The sequence below is a fragment of the Streptomyces sp. PA03-1a genome (genome assembly GCF_033792805.1).
In the GTDB taxonomy this organism is placed as follows: domain Bacteria; phylum Actinomycetota; class Actinomycetes; order Streptomycetales; family Streptomycetaceae; genus Actinacidiphila.
In genome coordinates this window covers 1-22,411 of record NZ_JARAVO010000158.1, presented here as the reverse complement: position 1 = coordinate 22,411, position 22,411 = coordinate 1, and the positions used below count along the sequence as shown (strand labels likewise).

Here is a 22,411-nt window from a genome sequence, read left to right as displayed (position 1 = left end):
ATTTTTTTAAAGGACCCCGGCGCGCCCGAGGCCCGTCACCCGGTCGGCCACTGAGGGCGCGTCAGATGGGACCCGGGGTGTTTCTTGCCGCGGGAGAACGGTGCAGTCCGCCCTCGAGGCCCCATGCTGGAGGTGATGCTGTGATCCGCCGAGTCGGCTTGGCGGCGCCGGCCGGACACCGTCCGAGGTGCGTGCACGTGTGGACGGCAGCCGCGGCCGTGGCTCTGACGTCCGGTGCCGTGACGGGAATGGCGCATGCGGGCAGCGGAGAGCGCGCCGCGACTCCCGTGCTCACGTCTCCGGTCGCCGCCCCGCAGAGCTCCGCTTTCCCGTGCTTCTTCGTCCCGGCCGTGCCCGGCTACTGCCCGCCGCGATTGGGCCGCCCCGGAACGCCCGGCCCGCCGGGACCCCCGCGTCCGGCCGGGCCTGCGGGCCCGACGGGCCCGGGCGGCCTGACTGGAGCTGCCGGGCCGTCAGGCGCGCCGGGCCCCACAGGGCCCGCGGGACCGTCAGGCGACCCCGGCTCCGTGGGGCCCACCGGGCCGCAGGGGCCACAAGGCCCGCAGGGAGACCCGGGATCCCTGGGTCCCACCGGGCCGCAGGGCCCGCGGGCCCGCCCGGGCCCAGCGCCGTTCACGGTCTGCGGCAATTCAGCGCCAGCGGAACCTTCGTTCCGCCCGACGGGGTCACCACCGCCTTCCTCCAGCTGTGGGGCGCCGGTGGTGGCGGTGCCGGAGTGAGGCCGAACGGCAGCAACGGCACCGGTGGGGGCGGCGGCGGCTTCGTCTGGTGCACCGTCCAGGTACAGCCGGGGCAACCTCACACGGTCACCATCGGCGAGGGCGGGGCCGGCGGCCCCGCCAATACCGCAGGCACCCAAGGCGGACTCTCGCTCCTGTCCGCCCCTCCCGACAACCTCGCGCGGTCGCGCTCGCCACGGGCGGCTCCGGTGGACCCGCTTCCTCCATCGGAAGTGGCGCGCCGGGCATCGGTCTCTGCGGTCCACCCCTCAACCCGGACGCCGTCTCCCGCTCAGGCGGACCGGGCCTGAACACCGGCCAGGGCGGCCCCGCGACGAACGGCATCGTCACGCCGCCCGTGGGATTGTCGCTCATCGGCCAGCCACCGATCGGGGATTCGGGTTCGGGTGGCGACGGCGGCACCACGACAAGTCCTGCGGGCAGGCCCGGTGGGGCCGGATACATGGTCATCTGGTGGTGAGCGGGCCCCACCCGTGGCAGGCCCGGCGCGCCGCATGACGCGCCGGGCCCCGGCTCAGGAGGCCGCAGCCCCCGGAACGGAGACGAGCGGGAGAAGACCTCAGGCGTCGGCCAACTCGGCGTTCGCACGCTCCGTGATCAGTGTCAGCACCCGACCCGCGACAGCGAGGTCCTCGGCGGGGATACCGGCGTACAGCCGGGCGGAGATCCCGGCGGTCTCCGTGGTGGTGCTCTCGTGCAACTCCCGTCCGGCGTCCGTGAGCCGCATCCGGGACGCGTCTGCCGGGTCTTCCTCCAGCAGCATTGCGGCGGTCAGCTCCTCGATCACGCCGCACACGACCGGCACGTCGGTCTTGAGCGAACCGACGACGTCGCCGACGAGCTCGTCCCGGCCGATGGCCCCGCCCGCGGAAACGACGACCCGGAGCGTCACACTCTGGTGGAACGTGGCGCCGTGGCGGGTCAGCACGCCCTCCAGGAGGGCGCGCGCGGCGTAGTGCGCAAGGGCGATGACCCGGCCGTTGGCGGTGGGTGCGGGTGCGGTGGTGGTCATGACTGCTCCTCGTCGTTCTCGGTGTACGGATCAAGAGGTGCGTCGATCAGGGTCGCCAGCTCGCGGGTGAACTGCCGCGTGCGCGGGCTGTCCTGCCCCCCGAGCGGCTCCAGCAACTGGTCCAGCAGGCCCTGGACCACGCCGATCGCGCGTCGCGTGACGTCGCGCCCCTGCTCGGTCAGCGACAGCTGCATGGCGCGCGGGTCGCTCGGGTCCCGGGTGCGGTCGACGAGCCCGGCGGTCTCCAGGGCGCGGGCGAGCTTGGAGACGTACAGCGGTTCGAGGCCGGTGTGGTCGGCGAGCCGGCGCTGGCTGGGCCGCAGCCCGGAACCCGACATGCCGTACAGGGAGGCCATCACCGCGTACTGGGCGTGGGTCAGGCCCAGTGGTGCGACCGCCCGGTCGACGGCCACCCGCCATCTCATCGACAGGCGCCAGACCAGGTATCCCGGCGTGGCGCTCTCAGTTGCTGGACTCACGCCAAATACCGTACATGGCTACTATGTACATGGCTACTGAATTTCCGACTTCCGAACCGGTTCTGCCCGCGCCCTACGCCCGGTTCTGCCCGAGTCCGGCTCGGTGACGCCCACTTCGTGCACCCGGACTTGCCGATGTCTTGACGATACGTTCCATGGCCATTCAACCGAGCGTCCCCGGCGGGGGTGTGCGCCCTCCCTAAGGTCCTTGAGCGTTGCGGAAGAAGGGACTCATGGACACACTCCTCGCAGTCCGTGCTCGCGGAATCGCCAAGTACTTCGGGGACGTCGTCGCACTCGACGGCGTCGACCTCGACGTGACGCAGGGACAGATCCACGGCCTGGTCGGACCGAACGGCGCAGGCAAGACCACGTTGCTCGGCCTCCTGCTGGGCTTGGCGGTCGCCGACAGCGGCAGCCTCGGGATCCTGGGCACTCCGGTCGGGCGGGCGCTCGCCGCGCCCGACGGCGTCGCCGGCTTCGTGGACGGGCCCGGCCTCTATCCGTCACTCACCGCCCGGCAGAACCTCGCCGCGCTGGCCGCCCTCCGCGGGCAGGACGCGCGCACGGCCGGGATCGACGACGTACTGGCCCAGGTGGGACTCACGGACGTCGCGGACGACCGGGCCCGCGGGTTCTCGCTCGGCATGCGCCAGCGGCTCGGGCTCGCCGCCGCCCTGCTCACCAAACCCCGGCTGCTCGTGCTCGACGAACCGTCCAACGGCCTGGATCCGGCGGGCAAGAAGCACGTGCACGGGGTCCTGACCCGGCTCGCCGAAGAGGGGACCGCCGTCGTGCTGTCGAGCCACCGCATGGACGACCTGGAGGCACTGTGCTCCGAGGTCACCATCCTGGCCACCGGACGGGTCGTCTTCTCGGGCCCGCTGGGCAAGCTGGCCGCCGAGAACCGTGAACTCGACTACCGGCTGCTCACCTCCGACCCGGAGGCCGCCCGCGAACTGGCCCTCGGCACGACCGGAATCCGCGTCGTCGACGACGCCGGCGTACGGAACGACGCCGACCTCCTGGTCGTGCGCGCTCTGGTGCCGGCCCTCGACGAACTCGTGGTGGGGATCGTTCGGGCGGGCATCGCACTGCGTGAGCTCGCACCCGTCGTCTCGCCGCTCGAGGCGGCGTTCCTCGCCCTCACCCAGCAGCAGGAGGCCGGCCGATGACCGCGACCGTCGTCGCCGACAACGTTGTCCCCGTCCGTCGCGTCCCGGTTTCGCGCGGCTACCGCTTCGAGCTGGTCAAGCTGGTGTCGCAATGGCGGATCCGCCTGCTGGTCCTGGCCTGCTGGATCGCGCCGGCGCTCTTCGTCGCCGCGGTGAGCCGGCAGAGCACGCTCCCCGTCGACACCCTCTTCGGCCGCTGGATGCACGCGACGGGGTGGGCCGGACCGCTGGTGATGCTCGGTTTCGCGGGCACCTGGGCCCTCCCGCTGCTGACCTCGGTCGTCGCCGGCGACGTCTTCGCCTCCGAGGACCGGCTCGGCACCTGGCGGCACCTGCTGGTGGCGGTCCGCTCAGCCCGGCGGATCTTCGTGGCGAAGGCGCTGGCCAGCCTCACCGTCCTGCTGCTGCTCGTGGCCGGGATGGCCTGCTCCAGCGCGGTCGGCGGGGTCGTGGCGGTCGGCAACCAGCCGCTGGTCGGCCTCGACGGCCACCTGCTGACGCCGTCCGACGCCGCCGGGCAGGTCCTGCTCGCCTGGCTCTGTGCACTCGCCCCGACGCTCGCCCTGGCCGGGATCGGCCTGCTCGGTTCCATCGCGCTCGGGCGCTCCCCGATGGGCCTGCTGCTGCCCGCGCTCGTCGCGCTCGCGATGCAGCTCGCGCAGATGATGCCGCTCCCCGTCGTCGTACGCCTGGCCCTGCCCGGCTACGCCTTCATCTCCTGGAACGGGCTGTTCGCCGGCCCCCAGCAGCTGGCACCGCTCCTCATCGGCATCGCGGTCAGCCTGCTGTGGTCCGTGACCACGACGGCCCTGGCCTACCTCCTCTTCCTGCGGCGCGACTTCACCAACCTGACCGACGACGGCTCCGCGCGCCGCGCGCTCCTCGCCGGCGCCCTGCCGCTGGCCGGGCTGCTCGCCGCGACGGTCGCCGTCCTCACCGCGACGACGACGGCCACGGGTTCCGGGGTCGAGCAGGACAAGGTGCAGCGCTCGGTCGCCACGGCCTTCGCTCACCTGTACCGCATGCAGACCGACCAGCTCCACCGTCCCGCCGTCACCGAAGCGCAGCTCAAGGCCACGGCGGCGTGCACCAAGGGCGGCGTCACGGCCGATGCCGAAGGGCCCGGCAACGACTGGCGCTGCGTCGTCTCCTGGCACCTTCCCGGCGTCACCGCCACGGGCCAGGCCATCTACCAACTCGACGTCACTCCGGACGGGCGGTACGTCGCCGACGGCGACGGACCGAAGGAAGTCAACGGCTACTTCCTGGTGCGGACCCCGGTGGGGGACGCGCCGAACCCGCTCTGGCAGTTCGACGGCAACGTCGAACTGCTTGCCACCTCCCCGAAGGGATAACTCACCATGCAGGTCACACGTCGCCGCCGCGCGGGCGCCGAGAGGGATACCCATGCCCTCCCCGGCCGATGGTTCGGCAGCCGCAGAAGCCTCACGCTGGCCGCCGCGACCGCTGTCGTCCTCGCCACCGGTACCGGGATCGGGTTCGCCCAGACCACCCAGTTCGGCCACGACCAGGTCGGCCAGGTCACCGGCCGGGGGCAGGTCGTCTCGAGCGACCAGTACATCGCCCCGTACGGTGAGCACCTCGTCATCGACAACGGCAAGATCATGTCGTCCTCGGTCAGCCCGGACGGCACCCACCTCGCGGCCTCCGTCACCGACGGGGGCGTGGCGCTCGCCGTCGTGGACCTGAAGAGCTGGAAGGTCCAGCAGCTCGTCGGCAACTCCGCGTCCGCGGACCTGCGCATCGGCAGCAACAGCGTGGGCCAGGAGGGCCCCACGTACTCCCCCGACGGTTCGCAGCTGTGGCTGGGCCAGACCGACGGCTACACCCGCTTCACCGTGAACCCCGACGGCAGCCTCGCCAACCCGACGTCCGTCTCCGTCCCGGCGGACGGCTCCAAGCACGCCCTGGTGGGCGAGCCGGTGTTCTCCTCCGACGGCTCCACCGTGTACGCCGCGGTCAACGGCCAGAACCGCGTGGTCGCCATCGACACGGCTACCGCGACCGTCAAGCAGAGCTGGGCCGTGGGCAACGCCCCGCGCGACATGGTCGTGGTCGGCTCCAAGCTGTACGTCAGCAACGAGGGCGGGCGCCCGGCGAAGCCCGGCGAGACCACCATCAACTCGTACGGCACGCAGGTACCGGCCGACCCCAAGACCGGTGCCACCACCACCGGCACGGTCAGCGTCATCGACCTGGCCGACCCGGCGGCCGCCGTCGCGAGCATCGACGTGGGTCTGCACCCGACCGCCCTGTACGCCAAGAAGGGGGCGCTGTTCGTCACGGACACCGCCACCAACGACGTGTCGGTCATCGACACCCGCAAGAACAAGGTCGTACAGACCATCGCCACCCAGCCGTGGCCGGAGGCGTCGGTGGGCTACGAGCCCAACGCCGTCACGCTCACCGACGACGGCCACCTGCTGGTGACGCTGGGCCGCGCCAACGCGGTCGCCGTCTACCGGTACAACTCCCCGCAGGAGCCGGTCGGCTACGTCGGCCTGCTCCCGACGGACTACTTCCCCGCGGAGATCGCCACCGTAGGCGACCAGGTCGTGGTCTCCAACACCCGCGGCATCGACGCCCGCCGGCCCACCGGCAGCGCCGGGCACGGCACCCACGACACCACCTCGAGCGTGCAGCGGTTCAGGCTGCCGAGCGAGAAGGTCATCAAGTCCCAGACGGCCAAGGTCTTCCAGCAGAACGGCTGGACCAACGGCTCGGTCAAGCTCGCGAAGGACAAGGGCAAGGACAAGGGCCGCACGAAGCCGGTGGCCGTCCCGCAGCGGCTCGGCGACCCGTCGACGATCAAGCACGTCTTCATGATCGTCAAGGAGAACCGTACCTACGACCAGGTCTTCGGCGACGTCACGCAGGGCAACGGCGACCCGTCCCTCGCGGAGTTCGGCGAGAACGTGACGCCGAACCAGCACGCGCTGGCCCGGCAGTTCGGGCTGTACGACAACACGTACGACATCGGCACGAACTCCGCCGAGGGCCACAACTGGCTGATGCAGGCGGACAACCCGGAGTACACCGAGTCCTCGGCCGGAGAGTACGCGCGCAGCTACGACACCGAGGACGACGCCCTCGGCCACCAGCGCACCGGCTTCATCTGGACCGGCGCGCAGGCGCAGGGCAAGAGCGTGCGGGACTTCGGCGAGTTCCACCAGTTCCTGACCAAGCCGTCGGGCGCGACCTGGCAGAACCTTTACTGCGACACCAAGAACATGCAGGCCACCGGGCAGGACACCGCCTACAACCTGGTCTCGTCCTCGCCGATCCCGTCTCTGAACAGCGTTTCGGTGCCCGGCTTCCCGAAGTTCGACACCAGCGTCCCGGACGTCTACCGGGCGGAGATATGGAAGCAGGACTTCGAGAAGAACGGTCCGGCGAACCTGAACATGTTCTGGCTCTCCAGCGACCACACCGGCGGGCCCGCGGGCCCCGCCGCCCAGGTCGCCGACAACGACCTCGCGGTCGGCCGGATCGTCGACGAGATCTCGCACAGCACGTACTGGAAGGACTCCGCGATCTTCGTGGTCGAGGACGACTCCCAGGCCGGCCTCGACCACGTCGACGGCCACCGCGCCCCGATCCAGATCATCAGCCCCTGGGCCCGGCACGACACCGTCGACAGCCGCTACTACTCGCAGATCACGATGATCCGCACCATCGAGCAGATCCTCGGGATCCACCCGATGAACCAGAAGGACAGTGCGGCCACCCCGATGTTCGGGGCGTTCACCAAGAAGGCCGACTACACGCCCTTCACCGCGCTGCCCAACCGCACCCCGCTCACCGACGGCCTCAAGACCCCGCCCGCCTGCGGCCTGGACACCCCGGCGCCGCAGGACCCGAGCGCCGCGGCCGTCCCGACGACGAAGGTGCCTGCGGGCAAGAAGGCCCTCGCCGCGAAGTGGGAGGACTGGCAGTCCAAGCAGCGGCTGACCGGCCCCAACGCCAGGCCGGACTTCGCCAACCCCGCGCAGATGAACCACCTCACGTGGTACGAGACGCACCAGTGGACGACGCCGTACCCCGGCGAGGACAAGATCTTCGCCCCGGACGACGTCCCGGGCGCCTACATCCCGTCGGCGGAGAACGACGGCTGACGCCCGCTGATCACGGATGGGGGTCTCTGGCAGGCGGTGCCGCCGGCCAGAGACCCCCTGTGCGTCGACCTGCCGCGCTCCAGGCGGCCGTTCCGAGGACAGACCGAGCGCCACGAGATAATTGACTCGTCAAGGATTTGATACGCTCCGGAGGAAGACGGGCGGTCGCCTGACAACGGAGGCACGATGAGTTTCCTGCTGGACGAGAACGACCCCGACGACCCGACCTGGAACAGGCGCGGCGCGCTCTACGTGCCGTCGGGCCAGGGGCCGACCGTGTGGGCCGCGGACGACGTCTACACGGTCAAGGCCACGGGCGCGCAGACGAACGGGAACATCGGCTTCATCGAGGCCACCGTTCCGGCCGGTGGCGGCCCGGTGCCCCATGCGCACACGCAAGAGGACGAGACGTTCTACGTCCTCGACGGCGAGCTGGAGTTCGTGGACGGCGACCACGAGTTCACCGCCATGGCAGGGGACTTCATCCACGTGCCCAAGGGCATCCGGCACGGTTTCAAGAACAAGCGCATCCACGCGGCGCGCCTGCTCTTCATCTACACGCCGCCCGGCCTCGAACAGCTGATGCTGGACCACAGCACACCCGCCCGCCCCGGCGAGGCACCGCCGCCGGTCGACGAGGACATGGGCGCCCGCGCCGAGCAGGTCATCCGGCGCTCCAGGACGATCATGCTCCCGTAGGCCCTCAGCCGCGTCGGGTGAGGGCACCCGCCTCTGCGGCGGCGGTCACCGGGCGCGTGCGGCCGACCAGTAGGTGGCCGAGTGCTCGGTCAGCGTGAACCGCATCGGTGCGTCCATGGGTCCGACGCCAGTGTCCGGCGCACCAGCGGCAACCCGGCCGCGTCCGGGCGCCCCGCGGGCCTCGGAGCAGCCTCCAGGACCCGCGGGGGCGTGGCGCGGGGGCATTGATGCCGACGCGTCAGGCACACGGCCGCCGCCCCGTCACACTCTCGCGCGGACGAGGTCGATGAGCTTGGCCTCGGACTTCTTGTCGGCGTCCCGCTTGAGGGTGACGACCTGGATCGTGCACAGGCGGTCGTCGACGGTGAACGCGGTCATCATCGAGTTGTCGACGTCCTCCGAGCCGGCCGTCTTCGGGGAGCCGATGCTCAGGGTGACGGAGTGGTAGGTGTCGGGGTTCTCCCAGGTGCAGACGCTCTCCCCCACACCGGCGTCGGGGTGCCCGCCGTCGTTCTCGCCGATGAGCGGGGTGACCTCCTCGGGCTTGAGCAGGGTGCAGGCATCGACCTCCTTGCCGTCCTCCGGCGATCCGCCCGAGGCCGCTTCCTTCCCCTTGGCAGCGGAAGCAGGGCCGGACTGCGCGGGGGCCGCCTTCGCGCCGGTGTCCGACGAGCCGCAGGCGGTCGCAGTCGCGGCGAGGAGCACCAGGCCGACGATTGCCAGAGGTGAACGCATCACTGTTGGGTCCTCCGATGGTGGCGCGGCGGGCCGGAGGGGCACTCCGACCTCGTGTCCCGGCCCCGGAAGACGTCACCTCACGCCCGGCCAGTTGCGGACTCCTGTCACAGGGCGGCAACCGAATGTCATCGCCGTGCGACAGCCGTGTTCGCCGTGCCGGCGGCACGGCGAACACGGCCGCCCTTGCGGCGGCACCGCCTCACACGGACTCGGGCGCCTCCACGGGGTGCGCCGGCGGGGCGATGAGCGACGCCACGGGGTTCGTCACCGTGCGGCAGCGGGTCCAGCCCGCCGCCTCACCGTCGGTGGGCGAGGCGACCTCCGTGGGCTCCGTGGCGGGGGCGGTACCGAGCAGCCCGCGGTCCCGGCAGTAGTCGTCGTCGTAGATCGTGGAGAGGTAGCGGTGCGGCCCGTCGGGGAACACGGCCACGATGCGTGCCTCGGCGGAGTAGGTGCGGGCCGCCCATCCGGCGACGAGGGCGACGGCACCGACGCTCCAGCCGCCCGACGCGTAGTGGGAGCGGGCCAGGGCACGGCAGGTGTGCACGGCCTCGGCCGCGGCGACCCAGTGCACCTCGGTGAACTGCTCGTACGCCACGTTGCGCGAGTGGATGCTGCTGCCCAGGCCCCGGACGAGACGGGGCCTGACGGGCCGGCCGAAGGTGATCGAACCGACGGTGTCCACCCCGATCACGTGCAGGTCCGGGTTGACGGCGCGCAGCGTGCGGCTGATGCCCGCCGAGTGGCCGCCGGTGCCGACGCTGGTGACCAGGACGTCGACCCGGCCCAGTTGCTCGATCAGTTCCGCCGCCAGGGGCGTGTAGGCGTCGGCGTTGTCGGGGTTGTCGTACGGGTCGGCGCACCAGGCCCCCGGTTCGGCCGCCAGGAGTTCGGTCACGCGCCGGCGGCAGGCCTCCTGCCAGCCCTCGTAGGGGTGGGCGTCGCGGACGATGTCGAGACGGGCACCGCGTGAGCGCAGCAGGCGCTTCATGTCCGGCTCCAGGTCCGGATCGGTCACGAGCGTGACCGGGTGGCCGAAGACCCGTCCGGCGAGCACCAGTCCCAGGCCGAAGGCGCCGCTGGTGGACGCCACGACAGTCGCGCCGGGAAGGAGGTCGCCGCGCTCGCGTGCGCAGCCGACCATGTGGAGGGCGGAGCGGTCCTCGATGGCGCCTGGGTTGGCGCCTTCCAGCTTGGCCCAGAAGCCGCGTCCGGGAGAGGTGAGGGGGTGGGAGATCCACAGCAGGGGCGTGTCGCCGACCGCGGAGGCGAGGTCGTGGCCGGTGGTGGGCTCGTTCATGGTGTCCGCTTTCTGGAATCGGGAAGAGTGCCGTGCACGGCTCACCCACCGCCGGTGCGCACACGGGCAGGGGTGAGGGACCGTCAGCCGGTCCGGGGGGCGTCTTCTAGATGCGCCAGAGGCAGAGGACGGACGGCGCCGCAGTCGCTATGCGGGCGTCGGGGGCCGGGTCGCTCCCCGGTGTGTTGTGCGAGGCGGGCACCTGTCCGGGCGCCGCTTCGGCGGCGCCGGTCTGCGCGGGGCCGGTACCGTGCTCGCGTGGTCCGGTGCGGGACCCCGGGAGCTCGGCGGAGCCCGGGGAGCAGTCCTCACCGGGGTGGTGGGGAGTGACGGGGTGCGGCCGCTCCTGCGCGTTCTTCAGATGAACGTGCGGGTGCGGGCAGCTGCGGGCGTGCGCGGGCGAGCCGGCCACGGTGAAGCAGAATGCGGCCAGCAGCGCAACGAGGAACGTCGGGCACGTTCCGCGGTGGCGGCCTCGCACAGGCCGCACATTACGCCATGGAACATCCCGGAACGCGCTCAGGCGTGCGGCGGTTTGCCGCTCAGATGGTGATCCGCGAGGTTGAGCACCTCGTCGACGAGCCTGCGCAGATGGCCGTCGGAGAGTGCGTAGATCACCCTGCGGCCCTCCTTGCGGGAGGAGACCAGGCCCGCGATCCGGAGTTTGGCCAGGTGCTGGCTGACGGCGGGACGTGCGGCGCCGACCCGCTCGGTCAGCGTGGAGACGTCCGCCTCGCCCCCGGTCAGCGTGTGCAGCAGGGCGAGGCGGGTGCGGTCCGCGAGGAGGCTCAGGAGCTCGGCCCCGCGGACGTAGTGCTCGGTGCCCGGTTCCCGCGGGTGCGCACCATGCGCAGGTGACAGGTGCATGCGTGCGTTCATATGCACATAATGGGGGGAAGGCTCAGCCCGTGTCCACCCACGACTCCCCGGAGGCGGTCCCATGAACGGCCGGCACACGCACCCTCAGCACGACCACGGCCACGGGCAGGAACACGGGCACGACCACGGGTACCCGCACGGCCACGGCCACGACCGCTCGGCAGGCCACGGCCCCCGGAGCCGGGCACGCCTGCGCCACCGGCTGGGACACCTCCTGCGCCCGCACTCGCACGAGTCCGCCGACAAGGTGGACAGGGCCCTGGAGTCCTCCGCCGAAGGCATGCGGGCCCTGTGGATCTCGCTCGCGGTCCTCGGCGTCACCGCGATCGCCCAGGCCGTGGTCGTCGTCCTGTCCGGTTCGGTAGCCCTCCTGGGCGACACCGTCCACAACGCGGCCGACGCCCTCACCGCCCTCCCGCTCGGCGTCGCGTTCGTCCTCGGGCGGCGGGCCGCCACGCGGCGCTTCACCTACGGCTACGGCCGGGCCGAGGACCTCGCCGGGATCGTCATCGTCCTCACGATCACCGCGTCCGCGGGCTTCGCCGCCTGGACCGCCGTCGACCGCCTCCTGCACCCGCGGGACGTCGCCTACCTGCCCGCCGTGGCCGTCGCGGCGGTGCTCGGCTTCATCGGCAACGAATGGGTGGCCCGCTACCGCATCCGCGTCGGACGCAAGATCGGCTCCGCCGCGCTCGTCGCCGACGGCCTCCACGCCCGCACCGACGGCTTCACCTCGCTGGCCGTGCTGCTCGGCGCCGCGGGCGCCGCGCTGGGCTGGCGCCTGGCGGACCCCATCGTGGGCCTGGCCATCACGGCGGCCATCCTGCTGGTGCTCCGCGACGCCGCGCGCGAGGTCTTCCGCCGCGTCATGGACGCCGTCGACCCGGCGCTGGTGGACGACGCCGAGCGCGCCCTGCGCGAGGTGCCCGGCGTCCGGGAGGTGGGCGAGCTGCGCCTGCGCTGGATCGGGCACCGGCTGCGCGCCGAGGTCGCCGTGGTCGTCGACGGGAACCTCACCGTGCGTCAGGCCCACCACACGGCTGTCGCGGCCGAGCACGCGCTGCTGCACGCGGTCCCCCGCCTGACCGCCGCCCTGGTCCACGCGGACCCCGCACCCGTCCCCGGTGCGGCCGACCCGCACGCCGAACTGGCCCATCACGCCGCCTGAGAGGCACGACCCGGCCCGCGGGCGCGCCCGGAGGACCCGATCGCGCTTCCTCCCTGACGGCACCCGCGGGCCGACCCGATGCGGCGTCAGCCCGCAGGACCCGAGGTGCCGGACACGTCCGGAAATGCCGCCGTCGCGCGCGCATTCGCCGTGACATTGCTGGGCATATCTTCCGATATGCATCAGATTCGACACCTTCGACTGGTTCCTCCACCCCGTGCGCATGAGTGCGGCGGCGGCTGTCACTGGGTGAGGTGGGCGCGTGGGCATAGTGGGGATGACCTTGACCGTCGTGATCCTCGTGCTCGCTGGAGCGGGGCGGCGGCTCCGCCGATACCCCGGCGGCTGGAGATTCGCGCTCTCCGGCCGTCATGAAGCCGACAGGGACGCCCTGGACCGCGCCCGGCGGGCCGTCCGCAAGCTGCGGCGCCGGGCGCGGCGCGAACTGGCAAGGGCGCGGGCGCAGGTGGCACGGGCCGATCGTGCCCACCGGCGTCGCGTCGGCGACGCCGAACGGCACCTCGCGCGGCTGCGCCGGCCCGGGAAGGGCGCCTTCGTCGCGGCACTCGGGAAAGTGTCCCTGCACGCGCACGTGATGGTCATATCCGGGCGGGAGACGAAGGTGCTGCAGCTGGACGGCCTGCAGGTGCGGTTCGAGCACAGCCCGACGGGCCATCACCTCTACCTCAGGCGGCCGGACGGGGTGCACCTGGAGTCCTACCCGCCCGGGGAGCACGGCGAGGACGGCGTGCGCCGCTTCAGCGTCCGCGTCGAGAACGCCGTCGCCAAGGAGAACAGGTTCCGCACGGAGCTCGCCACGGCCGTCAAGAAAGCGGAGGACGCCCTCAAGGCGGCGCACGCCGATACCGGTCCCGCTCAGGACGCCCGCAGGTGGCTGGGCATGCTGACCGCCCGCCAGATCCGCGACCCGGCACTCGCCGGAGCACTCGCGGGCCTGGAAGCCGCCCGGGACCGGTGGCAGGGGCTCACGGGGCGACGCCCTCCGCCGTAGGCGGGTGGAACGGCGCCCTCACCGCGGCGGGCGCTCCGGCCGCTGCGGCTCGACGGGCGACGTGAAGGCGTCCCAGTCGGCGCGGCCACCGGCCCCCATGACGGCGGTGGCGGACCCCAGTTCCGCACCTGAACGGGCCCGCAGCTCGCGCCGGGCCATCCACGAGACCACCGGGGGGAACAGCGGCCGCAGCGGCTGGCAGAAGCGCAGCCACGGTGGCGCGTACACATGGTGTGCGCGACGTGCGATGCCCGTGGCGAGCCAGTCGGCGACCTGGACGGGCGAGTGGACGCGCCGTGCGAACGACGGCTGGTTCTTCCGCAGGGCGCGCAGTACGGGGTGGTCGTCCAGATCGACGATCATGTCGGTGCCGGTCCAGTGGAGGTAGGCGATGCCGACGGTGACGCCGTCGGGCTCGACCTCGCCGCGCAGGGCCTGGGCGAAGGACTCGGCGCCGGCCTTGGAGGCGCAGTAGGCGCTCATCAGCGGGGCGGCGGAGAAGGCGGCGGTCGAGGCGATCTGCAGGAAGTAGCCGCGGGTCCGCGTGAGCTGGGGCAGGAAGGCCCTGGCCGTGTTCGCGGCCCCCACCAGGTTGACGTCGATGACGCGCTGCCAGAGTTCGGCTTCGGTGTGGGCGAAGGGCCCGCCGGCGGCGATGCCCGCGTTGGCCACCACCACGCTGGCGGGGCCGAGTTCCTCGTCCACCCGCCGGGCCGCGTCTTCGAGTGCCGGGCGGTCGGTGACATCCGCCTCGACGAAGATGTTCGGGCGGGGCAGGGCGGCCGCCGCCTGACGCAGGGTCGCCTCCTCACGGCCCAGCAGCGCGACCCGCATGCCGGCTGACGACAGGTGCAGGGCGAGCGCCTCCCCGACTCCCCGGGCCGCGCCGGTGACGACGGCCACGCGCCCCTCCAGCGGGGCCGTCGCCCTGCGGTTGCGTACGCTGGTACCGGTCGTCATCAGGGGCACACCGTTCAATCCTGGTCCGGAAGCGGGGGCACCACCGAGTGAAGCCGAGGTTCGGGCCCGGGGTCGCGTGCCGCGTCGGACGGCCGCGGGGCGGCCACTCGAACGGAGGCCTGGACACGTGCGACGTACGCACACGGCGCCGGACGCACGCTGTCCCACGGCGGACGAGTCGAAGGAGAAGGCGATGAACACCCACCGGGCCGGCCGTACGGCCGTGCGCCGCGATGTGCACCGCAGCGGCCGTGTGTGGAGCGAGCACGCGCTCCGTGTCCTCGCCGACACCGGCACCGCCCTGGTGACCGCCTGTGCTCCCGGCGCGCAGACCCGCTGGCCCGTCGCCTACGCGCAGGCCCGCGCCACCGGCGACCGCACGGTGCGCACCGACGGGATCGACGCCCTCGCCACGGGACGGTGGGAGCTCACGCCCGGGCGGTGGCAGGAGACCGAGCTGCGGATGTGGAAGCCGCCCACCGCCTGGTTCAGCGTCAACGCCTTCTACACCGGGGCCGGGCTGCGGAACTGGTACGTGAACTTCGAGCGCCCCACGATCCGGACCGCCGACGGGTTCGACACCTTCGACCTCATCGTGGACCTGCTCGTCGCCCCCGACCTGAGCAGCTGGGAGTGGAAGGACGAGGACGAGTACGCCCACGTCCGCAGGCTCGGCGTCGTCACCGACACCGAGCACCGGGCCGTCGACGCGGCCCGCGAACAGGCGCTGGCGATGCTCGAGGAGCGTTCCGGACCGTTCGGCGAGGCCGCCACGTGGGCGGCATGGCGATGGGAACCGGCCTGGCCCACACCGCGCCTGCCGCTCGCCGTACCCCAACGCGCAGGCCGGGAAGGTCACTTGTAAGGAGCGCTCGCGGGGACGGGATCAACCCCGCACGGCCGCCGACCAGTCCCGGGAGGCGTCCGCGCCCCAGCTCGCCAGCAGACGCAGCGCCTCCTCCGACGCCGAACCCGGCTCGGCGTGGTAGGTCGACAGTGACTGCTCCTCGTCGCCGGGGAGCGCGAGGGTCTCGTAGCGGAGGGTGAGCGCGCCCGCCAGCGGGTGCAGCAGCCGCATCCCGCCGTGCGACTTCCGCTTGACGTCGTGGGCGGCCCACAGCGAGCGGAAGTCCGCACTCCTCATGGAGAGCTCCCCGACCAGCGCCGCGAGTGCCGGATCGTCGACGTGCCGGCCGGCGTCCATCCTCAGCTGGCCCACCACGTCGGCGGCCTTGGACTCCCAGTCGGCGAAGAGCCGCCGGGCCGCCGGGTCGAGGAAGGTGATCCTGGCCCAGTTCCGGTCCTCGGGGGCGCGCTCCGCCCAGTCGCCGAAGAGAGCGGACGCCGAGCGGTTCCACGCCAGCACGTCGGTGCGGCGGCCCCACACGTACGCGGGGACGCCCTCCAGGGCCGACAGCAGTTCCCGGAGCTCCGGCCGTACCTGCCGGCGCTCGGGCGCGGGCCGCGGCTTGCGCCGCTTCGGCTTCGCCAGGTGCAGCAGGTGGGCGTGCTCCGCCTCGGAGAGCCTGAGCGCCCGCGAGATCGCGCCCAGCACCTCCACGGACACGTTGCGGCCGTTGCCCTGCTCCAGGCGCGTGTAGTACGCCACGGACACCCCGGCGAGCTGTGCCAGCTCCTCGCGCCGCAGGCCCGGCACCCGGCGCCGGCCGTACTCGGCGAGCCCGATGTCGGCCGGCTTCAGCCGGGCCCTGCGGGTGCGCAGGAACTCGTTGAGCTCCGAGCGCGCGTCGAGGTGCCGCCCGGCGCCGGGTCCCGGACCGGGGTCCGGCCCGTCTCCCGGGCCGGTGCGGAGGTCGGGGTGGGTGGCCATGCGCTCCAGTATCACGCCGGATGCCGGGCGGAACCTGTCCCTGCCGGTGGTACTCACCCGGGACGTGGGCAGAGCGGGGCTCTGGGTGACGCCGTACGGCCGGAGCAGCCTGAACGAGCCCTGGAGACGACCACCCGGGGTCACGCCATCCCCGGGACACGCCCTCCGTTCCCGCTTCGGATCGCGTGCCGCTCGACCCGTCCGCCCGTGCGGCGTCGGGTCACACACAGCCCATGGACCACGAAGAATGACGGAAACGACCACCACAGGTCCGTCCACCCCAGCGCGCGGACGGGACCGCCTCCCCGGGAAGGCCCTCTTCGGCCTCTTCCTCAGCGGGTTCGTCGGCATCCTCACCGAGTGCCTGCCCGCCGGCCTGCTGCCGCAGATCAGCGGCACGCTCCACACGAGCGTCTCGCTCACCGGCCAGACCGTGACCATCTACGCCCTCGCCACCGCGATCGGGGCGATCCCGCTGACCCGGGCGACGGCGAGGTGGCCCCGCAAGAACGTGCTGCAGCTCGCGCTCGGCACGGTCGCCGTCGCCAACGCCCTCACGGCGCTGTCCGACGACTACGCGCAGACCCTCGTGATCCGCTTCGCCGCCGGCCTCGGCACCGGGCTCGTCTGGCCCCTCCTCGGCGGTTACGCCGCCCGGCTCGCCCCCGAGGGACGCCAGGGCCGCGCCATCGCCATCGCCCTTGCCGGAACCCCCGTGTCGCTGGCGCTGGGCGTCCCGCTGGGCACCTGGCTGGGCGCCCTCGGCGGGTGGCGGCTCGCCTTCCACGCGTCCGCCGCCCTGACCGCGCTGACCATGGTGTGGATCCTGGCGACGCTGCCGAACCTGCCCGGCCGGTCGGCCGACGAACGCTTCACGGTCCCGCAAGTCCTGCGCCTGCCGGGGCTGCGCACCATCCTGTTCGCCCTCGCCACGTACATGGTCGCCCACAACATCCTCTACACCTACGTCACCGACTTCCTCGGGTACCTGGGCATGGGCGGCCAGGCGGGATGGGTGCTGTTCGCCTTCGGCGTCACGTCCATCCTGAGCGTCCTCGTCGTCGGCACCCACATCGACCGGCACCTGCGCAGGCTCGTCGTGGGCAGCACCGCGCTGTTCGCGCTCACCGTGCTCGTGCTCGCGGTGTGCTCCGGCGTGCCCGCGCTGGTCTACGTCGCCGTCGCGGCGTGGGGCTTCGCCTTCGGCAGCTCCCCGAGCCTGTTCATCGGCGCCGCGATCAACGCGACGGGGGCGGCCGCCGACGTCGCGCAGTCGATCACGATCACGGTCTTCTCCTCGTCCATCGCCCTGGGCGGCCTCATCGGTGGCCTCCTGGTCTCGGACCTGGGGACCGCGTCGATCACCTGGGCGGCGCTGGCCCTCCTGGTCGCCGCCGCCGCGGCCGTGACCGGGGGCAGGAGGCACGCCTTCCCCGCGGGCGCCTGAAGCCGGGGGCCGGGGCCGGGCGGCCGACGCCGTGGCGGGGCGTACCGCGTACGCCCCGCCCGACGGTGACCGGGTCAGGCCCCGACGCGGGGCGGGGTCGGCGTCCCGTACACGCGCTTGGCGTGCGAGGCGTACAGGCGCGGGGCCAGCAGCGGCATGACCAGCCGGGGCGCCAGCGGGGCGTGCGAGAGGACCGCCTTGATCACCTCGGGGTCGCCCTCGTACATCACCATGCCGAAGGCCAGCGGCAAATCCTTCTTCGGGCTGTTGGCCATGCCGTGCTCACCGAGCTCCGCCCACTCCGCCGCGGTGATGAACTCCTCGGCCAGCGGGAGGATCTCCTTCTCCTCCAGGGCCATGTGCTCCAGGAGCCGGCTCAGCAGTTCTTCGAGGGCCGCGGCGAGGGCCTCGCCGTCCTGGGCGGTGGAGCGCCACCCCGCCAGGAGCGCGGTCACCCCGCTGAGGGCGGTGTCGATGCCGTGGTGCTGCGCCTCCATCGTGGGCACGATGGCCGCGGTCCGCTCACCGCCGCGCTCCAGGAGGCGCGGCCACACCACCTTGTCCTCGCCCTCGTGGTGCAGGTGCAGGATCAGGCACACCTTGTCGGCATGGTCCGCCACGATCCCGGCGCGCCGGGTGTCACCGGCCTCCACGTCCCGGACGAGTTGCGGGAGCAGGCGGAACTCCCGGCGCATCATCGTGTGCGCCATGAACATGTCGCGCACATCGGCCATGGTCTCGCTGACTGTCGGTACTGCTGCCACTGCTGGAGCCTCGATTGGTGGGGTGATCGCGGAAGGGAGCTTCGGATGCTGTCAGCGGCAGCGGCCTGCGCACATCGGGAGAATTCCCGATCCCGCGGCGGAGTCCGCGCCGCACGGCCGCCCGGCAGACGCCGGAGGGCGGTCGGGAGTTCTCCCGATGCCCGGGAGAGCCCGGCTGCGCCAGCATCGGAAGGGCTCCACCCCGGCGGTCCGTCGGAGCCGCGGATTCGCGGGGACCCCCGCCCGCGAACGCAGCACCCCGTGGTCGAGCCGGTCGGGGGCTCGCCACGGGGGTCGCTCCCGGCCCCACGGGCGGGGAAGGACCCGTACGTTGCTACCCTTCGGCGAGAATTGTCCGCATGACCACGACGGGGCACGCCGCCCCCGGTACCCGGTGGTCACCACCCACAGGTCCCCACAGGTCCCCTCGGATGAGCGCATCCCTCCCGGCACAGACCCGCGTCAGCCCCGTCTTCGTGGGCCGCGAGGCCGAGCTGGCCGAGCTGCTGCGGGCCGCCGGGGCCGCGGACGGCGGCGACCCCCAGGCCGTCCTCGTCCGGGGCGAGGCCGGAGTGGGCAAGACGAGGCTGGTCGGGGAGCTCCTGCGGTCGCTGGAGCCGAGGGCGGCCGTCGCGGCGGTCGGTGGCTGCGTCGAGGTCGGCGGCGACGGCCTGCCCTTCGCCGCGTTCTCCGAGGCCCTGCGCGTGCTGTGGCAGCGACTGCCCGACGAGGTGCGCGCGGCGAGCGCGGGCCATGAGGACCTCCTCGCCCGGATCCTGCCCGACCCGGGCGGCGTGACGCCCGTCGACCACCGGGACGACGACGTGACGCGGCTGTTCGAGCTCACCATCCGCGTCCTGGAGCGCCTCGCCTCGGACCGCCTGGTCGTGCTCGTCATCGAGGACCTGCACTGGGCCGACGCCTCCACCCGCAACCTGCTGGGTTACCTGTTCCGCACCAGGCGCCGCGGCAGGCTGCTGCTCGTGGGGACCTACCGGTCCGACGACGTCGACCCCCGGCACCCGCTGCGCCCGCTGCTCGCGGAGCTGGGCCGGCTCAGATCCGTACGCCGTGTGGCGCTCCCCCGGTTCACCCGGGGCGAGGTCGGCGGACAGCTCACCGGCATCCTCGGGGCGCCACCGGACCCGGCGGTCCTCGACGACGTCTTCGCCCGCTCCGACGGCAACGCCTTCTTCGTCGAGGAGCTCGCCGGCGCCGGCCGGGAGCGACCGGGCCCGGGGCTCCACGACCTCCAGGAGCTCCACGACGTGCTGCTGACCAGGCTGGAGGCGTTGCCGGAGACCAGCCGGCGCATCCTGCGCACGGCCGCCGAGGGCGGGACGGTGACCGGGTACGCACTGCTGCGGGAGGTGGCGGGGCTGCCCGAGGACGAGCTGATCGAGGGACTGCGCGCGGCCGTCCTCGCCCACGTCCTCGTCCCCGAACCGGGCGGCGCGGACTACCGGTTCCGGCACTCGCTGGTGCGCGAGACCGTCAGCGAGACCCTGCTGCCGGGCGAACGCGCGCTGATCAACCGCCGGTACGCGCAGGCGCTGGAGGCCGACCCCACGCTCGTGCCCGCCGTGGAACTGTCCTGCCGTCTGGCCCGCCACTGGCACGCCGCGCAGGACTCCGTGAAGGCCCTGCGGATGAGCGTCGCGGCGGCCGAGGAAGCGCGTCACTGCTACGCCTACGCCGAGCAGCTGTGGCACCTGGAACGGGCGCTCCAGCTGTGGGACCGGGTCCCGGACGAGGCCCGTGCGGCCCTGCCCGCCCCGCGCTGCCCGCAGACGTACCCGCGCGGTGGCGCCGGGCACGCGGGGCCCGGGCTCGACGGGACCGGGCCCGCCGCGCCCCGGCTCGACGGGAACGGACGCCTCCGCCTGGAGCTGCTCGCGACCGCCACCGTCGCCGCGCTGCACAGCGGCAGCCTCGACACGGCACTGCGCCTGGCCGACGCCGCCCTGGAGGGCCTTCCGCCGGAGGACGAGCCGCACCGGCTGCGCGCCGCGTGGTTCCGCACCCAGCGGTCCCGGCTGATCCAGGGGCTGAACCGCGGCGACGGATGGCAGGACCTCGAGACGGCGCGGAAACTGGTCGACGGGCTGGCCCCGTCGCCGGTGCACGCCGACGTCCTGGTCCACATCGCCAACTGGAGCGCCGTCCACCGCCCCGGTACGGACCACCGGGCCGCCACCGACGAGGCCGTGCGGTACGCGGCCTCCGTGGGCGCCGAGGCACTGGAACTGCACGCCCGCATGACCAGGTGCCTGCTGGACGCCGGGACCGACCGCGAGGGCGCCGGCATCACCGAGCTGTACGAGGTCAGACGGCGGGCGGAGGAACTGGGCGAACTCGGCATCGCCGGGCGGGCGAACCAGAACCTGCCGTCGATCCTGGAGGGCATGGGCCGTTCCGAGGAGGCCGTCGCGGCCGCGGACCACGGCATCGCGCTGTGCCGCTCGCTTGGGCTGGCCGACCACGAAGCATGGGTGCACTCCAACAGGGCGATCAGCCTCTTCTCCCTGGGCCGTTGGGCGGAGTCCGAGGCGGCCCTCGACGAGGCCGCCTCGGTCGCCCGGTCGCACCTGCCGCGCTGGACGTTCGCGGCCCGCCGCGCGTACCACCTGCTCCACCGCGGTGACGCGGACGGGGCCGCCCGGCAGTTGGCGCTCGCCGAGCGACTGCGCGGCACCGAGCGGCTGCGGGCCGAGCTCCTCGTCGCCCTCAGCCACTGCACGATGGAGATCGCGGCCGCCCAGGGCCGTCTCGCGGACGCCCGGGCCGAGTTCCTGCGGGCCGACGCCGCGGGCCTGACGACCGGACCCGTCCGCTGGTCGCTGCCACTGCTGCGCACCGCGGCGGCGGTCGAGGCCGAGGCCCGTCGGTCCGCCGCCCTCGGCGGGGCCTCGCCCGAGGTCCTCGCCGCGGTACGCCGCGCCGCCGGCCGGCTCGACGTCGTCTTCCCCGTCTGGGCGGCGTACGAGCGGCTGCTCCACGCGGAGTTGGGACGCGCCGAGGGAGCCGACGACCCGGCCCTGTGGTCGAAGGCCGTGGCCGACTTCACGGCGGCCGAGCGTCCCTACGAGACGGCGGCGGCACTCCTCGGCGAGGGACGCGCCCTGCTCACCACCCACCGGCACCGCGCCGCGGCACTCGACCGGCTCGGCCGGGCACGGCGCATCGCCACCGGCCTCGGGGCGGGCCTGCTCCTCGCGGACGTCGAAGCGGTGACGCGCCGGGCCGGCACGCGCCCGGCGGACGAACAGGCCCCGCCCGCGACCGCCGCCACCGCGGCGGAACCGGCGATGCCCTTCGGGCTCACCCCGCGCGAGTCGGAGGTGCTGGGGCTGGTCGCGAGGGGGTACAGCAACCGCCGGATCTCCGAAGAGCTCCACATCTCGCAGAAGACGACGAGCACGCACGTCTCCAGCATCCTGGCCAAGCTGGGCGCCTCCAGCCGCACCGAGGCCGCGGCGATGGCGCACCGCCACGGGCTCCCGTCCTCCCCCTGACGGATCCCGCATTCGGGAATTCTCCCGATGCCCGGGGCGACTCCGGCCTGCCAGCATCGGGCCCGACGTCACAACATGCTTCGGCCAGGAGTCCGTACGTGAGGCACGACCACGACCCGCCGCTCAGGGAGCGGGTGGACGCCGCGCGCAACCGCGCCGCGATACTCAAGGCAGCCGCCCGTCTCTTCGCCGAACACGGCGCGGACGGCGTCTCCATGGACCGGGTCGCCGTCGCGGCGGGCGTCGGCAAGGGCACCGTGTACCGCCGCTTCGGCGACCGGTCCGGACTGGCCTCCGCGCTCCTGGCCGCCCGCGAACGCGAACTGCGGGAAGCCGTCCTCGACGGCCCGCCCCCACTCGGCCCCGGAGCCCCGGCCGAGGACCGCCTCGCGGCGTTCGTCACCGCCTACTTCGACCACGTGGCCGGGCACCTGGACCTCCTCCGCGCCTCCCAGACCGCGCACCCGGGCGCGCGCCACCGCACCGCCGCCTACCGCTTCTGGCACGACCACCTGACGACCCTGCTCGCCACCAC

Annotated in this window: 20 protein-coding genes; 11 read left to right on the top strand and 9 right to left on the bottom strand. The window is 73.1% G+C overall.

Annotation, left to right across the window (positions count from 1 at the left end):
- Nucleotides 1-187 precede the first annotated feature (187 nt).
- Nucleotides 188-1,051 (top strand): glycine-rich domain-containing protein, encoded by an 864-nt coding sequence (locus tag PV341_RS29895; protein WP_500327120.1) that lies wholly within the window; start codon nt 188-190, stop codon nt 1,049-1,051.
- A 269-nt stretch (nt 1,052-1,320) separates the two neighbouring features.
- On the opposite strand, the gene PV341_RS29890 is transcribed toward PV341_RS29895, so the two are convergent.
- A complete protein-coding gene (locus tag PV341_RS29890; protein ID WP_500359465.1) occupies nt 1,321-1,773 on the bottom strand; it encodes a winged helix DNA-binding protein in 453 nt (150 codons plus the stop codon).
- Nucleotides 1,770-2,252 (bottom strand): MarR family winged helix-turn-helix transcriptional regulator, encoded by a 483-nt coding sequence (locus tag PV341_RS29885; protein ID WP_500359464.1) that lies wholly within the window; start codon nt 2,250-2,252, stop codon nt 1,770-1,772. Before PV341_RS29885 ends, PV341_RS29890 begins: the two co-directional genes overlap by 4 nt.
- Nucleotides 2,253-2,485: 233 nt before the next feature.
- Between PV341_RS29885 and PV341_RS29880 the strand changes: the two genes are divergently transcribed.
- From PV341_RS29880 to PV341_RS29865, 4 genes are all read left to right on the top strand, one after another.
- On the top strand, nt 2,486-3,427 hold the full coding sequence (locus PV341_RS29880; RefSeq protein ID WP_500327115.1) for an ABC transporter ATP-binding protein: 942 nt from the start codon (nt 2,486-2,488) through the stop codon (nt 3,425-3,427).
- The gene (locus tag PV341_RS29875; RefSeq protein WP_500359462.1) at nt 3,424-4,782 is read left to right on the top strand and encodes an ABC-2 transporter permease family protein; all 1,359 of its coding nucleotides are present in this window, start codon (nt 3,424-3,426) and stop codon (nt 4,780-4,782) included. The genes PV341_RS29880 and PV341_RS29875 overlap by 4 nt, the downstream gene beginning before the upstream one ends.
- A gap of 6 nt (nt 4,783-4,788) precedes the next feature.
- Nucleotides 4,789-7,563, top strand: a complete 2,775-nt coding sequence (locus tag PV341_RS29870; protein ID WP_500359461.1) for a bifunctional YncE family protein/alkaline phosphatase family protein — start codon at nt 4,789-4,791, stop codon at nt 7,561-7,563.
- Between the two features lie 186 nt (nt 7,564-7,749).
- Entirely contained in the window at nt 7,750-8,262 is a 513-nt protein-coding gene (locus PV341_RS29865; RefSeq protein ID WP_500327109.1) for a cupin domain-containing protein, read from the top strand.
- Nucleotides 8,263-8,523: 261 nt separating this feature from the next.
- Here the strand turns inward: PV341_RS29865 and PV341_RS29860 are convergent, their stop codons facing one another.
- The 4 genes from PV341_RS29860 to PV341_RS29845 all read right to left on the bottom strand — a co-directional run bounded on the left by PV341_RS29860 (nt 8,524) and on the right by PV341_RS29845 (nt 11,167).
- A complete protein-coding gene (locus PV341_RS29860; protein ID WP_500327107.1) occupies nt 8,524-8,997 on the bottom strand; it encodes a DUF3558 family protein in 474 nt (157 codons plus the stop codon).
- A 202-nt stretch (nt 8,998-9,199) separates the two neighbouring features.
- Complete coding sequence (locus PV341_RS29855) at nt 9,200-10,300, bottom strand: PLP-dependent cysteine synthase family protein (protein WP_500327105.1); 1,101 nt, start codon at nt 10,298-10,300, stop codon at nt 9,200-9,202.
- Nucleotides 10,301-10,406: 106 nt separating this feature from the next.
- Nucleotides 10,407-10,781 carry a hypothetical protein gene (locus PV341_RS29850; protein ID WP_500359459.1) on the bottom strand — a complete coding sequence of 125 codons (375 nt, stop codon included), beginning with the start codon at nt 10,779-10,781 and terminating at the stop codon, nt 10,407-10,409.
- A 38-nt stretch (nt 10,782-10,819) separates the two neighbouring features.
- On the bottom strand, nt 10,820-11,167 hold the full coding sequence (locus PV341_RS29845; RefSeq protein WP_500359458.1) for an ArsR/SmtB family transcription factor: 348 nt from the start codon (nt 11,165-11,167) through the stop codon (nt 10,820-10,822).
- Nucleotides 11,168-11,240: 73 nt separating this feature from the next.
- On the opposite strand from PV341_RS29845, the gene PV341_RS29840 reads away from it, so the two are divergent.
- Nucleotides 11,241-12,347 (top strand): cation diffusion facilitator family transporter, encoded by a 1,107-nt coding sequence (locus PV341_RS29840; RefSeq protein ID WP_500327100.1) that lies wholly within the window; start codon nt 11,241-11,243, stop codon nt 12,345-12,347.
- A 277-nt stretch (nt 12,348-12,624) separates the two neighbouring features.
- Nucleotides 12,625-13,359, top strand: coding sequence for a hypothetical protein (locus PV341_RS29835; RefSeq protein WP_500327099.1), 735 nt, complete (start codon nt 12,625-12,627; stop codon nt 13,357-13,359).
- A gap of 18 nt (nt 13,360-13,377) precedes the next feature.
- On the opposite strand, the gene PV341_RS29830 is transcribed toward PV341_RS29835, so the two are convergent.
- The gene (locus PV341_RS29830) at nt 13,378-14,319 is read right to left on the bottom strand and encodes an SDR family oxidoreductase (RefSeq protein WP_500327097.1); all 942 of its coding nucleotides are present in this window, start codon (nt 14,317-14,319) and stop codon (nt 13,378-13,380) included.
- Nucleotides 14,320-14,512: 193 nt separating this feature from the next.
- Between PV341_RS29830 and PV341_RS29825 the strand changes: the two genes are divergently transcribed.
- Nucleotides 14,513-15,184, top strand: coding sequence for a ribonuclease FAU-1 family protein (locus tag PV341_RS29825; protein WP_500327095.1), 672 nt, complete (start codon nt 14,513-14,515; stop codon nt 15,182-15,184).
- A 21-nt stretch (nt 15,185-15,205) separates the two neighbouring features.
- On the opposite strand, the gene PV341_RS29820 is transcribed toward PV341_RS29825, so the two are convergent.
- The gene (locus PV341_RS29820) at nt 15,206-16,150 is read right to left on the bottom strand and encodes a helix-turn-helix domain-containing protein (RefSeq protein ID WP_500327094.1); all 945 of its coding nucleotides are present in this window, start codon (nt 16,148-16,150) and stop codon (nt 15,206-15,208) included.
- A 247-nt stretch (nt 16,151-16,397) separates the two neighbouring features.
- On the opposite strand from PV341_RS29820, the gene PV341_RS29815 reads away from it, so the two are divergent.
- Nucleotides 16,398-17,597 (top strand): MFS transporter, encoded by a 1,200-nt coding sequence (locus PV341_RS29815; protein WP_500359457.1) that lies wholly within the window; start codon nt 16,398-16,400, stop codon nt 17,595-17,597.
- Nucleotides 17,598-17,671: 74 nt separating this feature from the next.
- Here PV341_RS29815 and PV341_RS29810 read toward each other — a convergent pair whose 3' ends face one another.
- Nucleotides 17,672-18,361, bottom strand: coding sequence for a hemerythrin domain-containing protein (locus PV341_RS29810; protein ID WP_500327090.1), 690 nt, complete (start codon nt 18,359-18,361; stop codon nt 17,672-17,674).
- Nucleotides 18,362-18,792: 431 nt separating this feature from the next.
- On the opposite strand from PV341_RS29810, the gene PV341_RS29805 reads away from it, so the two are divergent.
- Both PV341_RS29805 and PV341_RS29800 read left to right on the top strand, forming a co-directional pair.
- Nucleotides 18,793-21,876, top strand: coding sequence for a helix-turn-helix transcriptional regulator (locus PV341_RS29805; protein ID WP_500359456.1), 3,084 nt, complete (start codon nt 18,793-18,795; stop codon nt 21,874-21,876).
- A gap of 98 nt (nt 21,877-21,974) precedes the next feature.
- Nucleotides 21,975-22,411 (top strand): TetR/AcrR family transcriptional regulator (locus tag PV341_RS29800; RefSeq protein ID WP_500359455.1); only part of this gene is annotated, 437 nt, incomplete at its 3' end.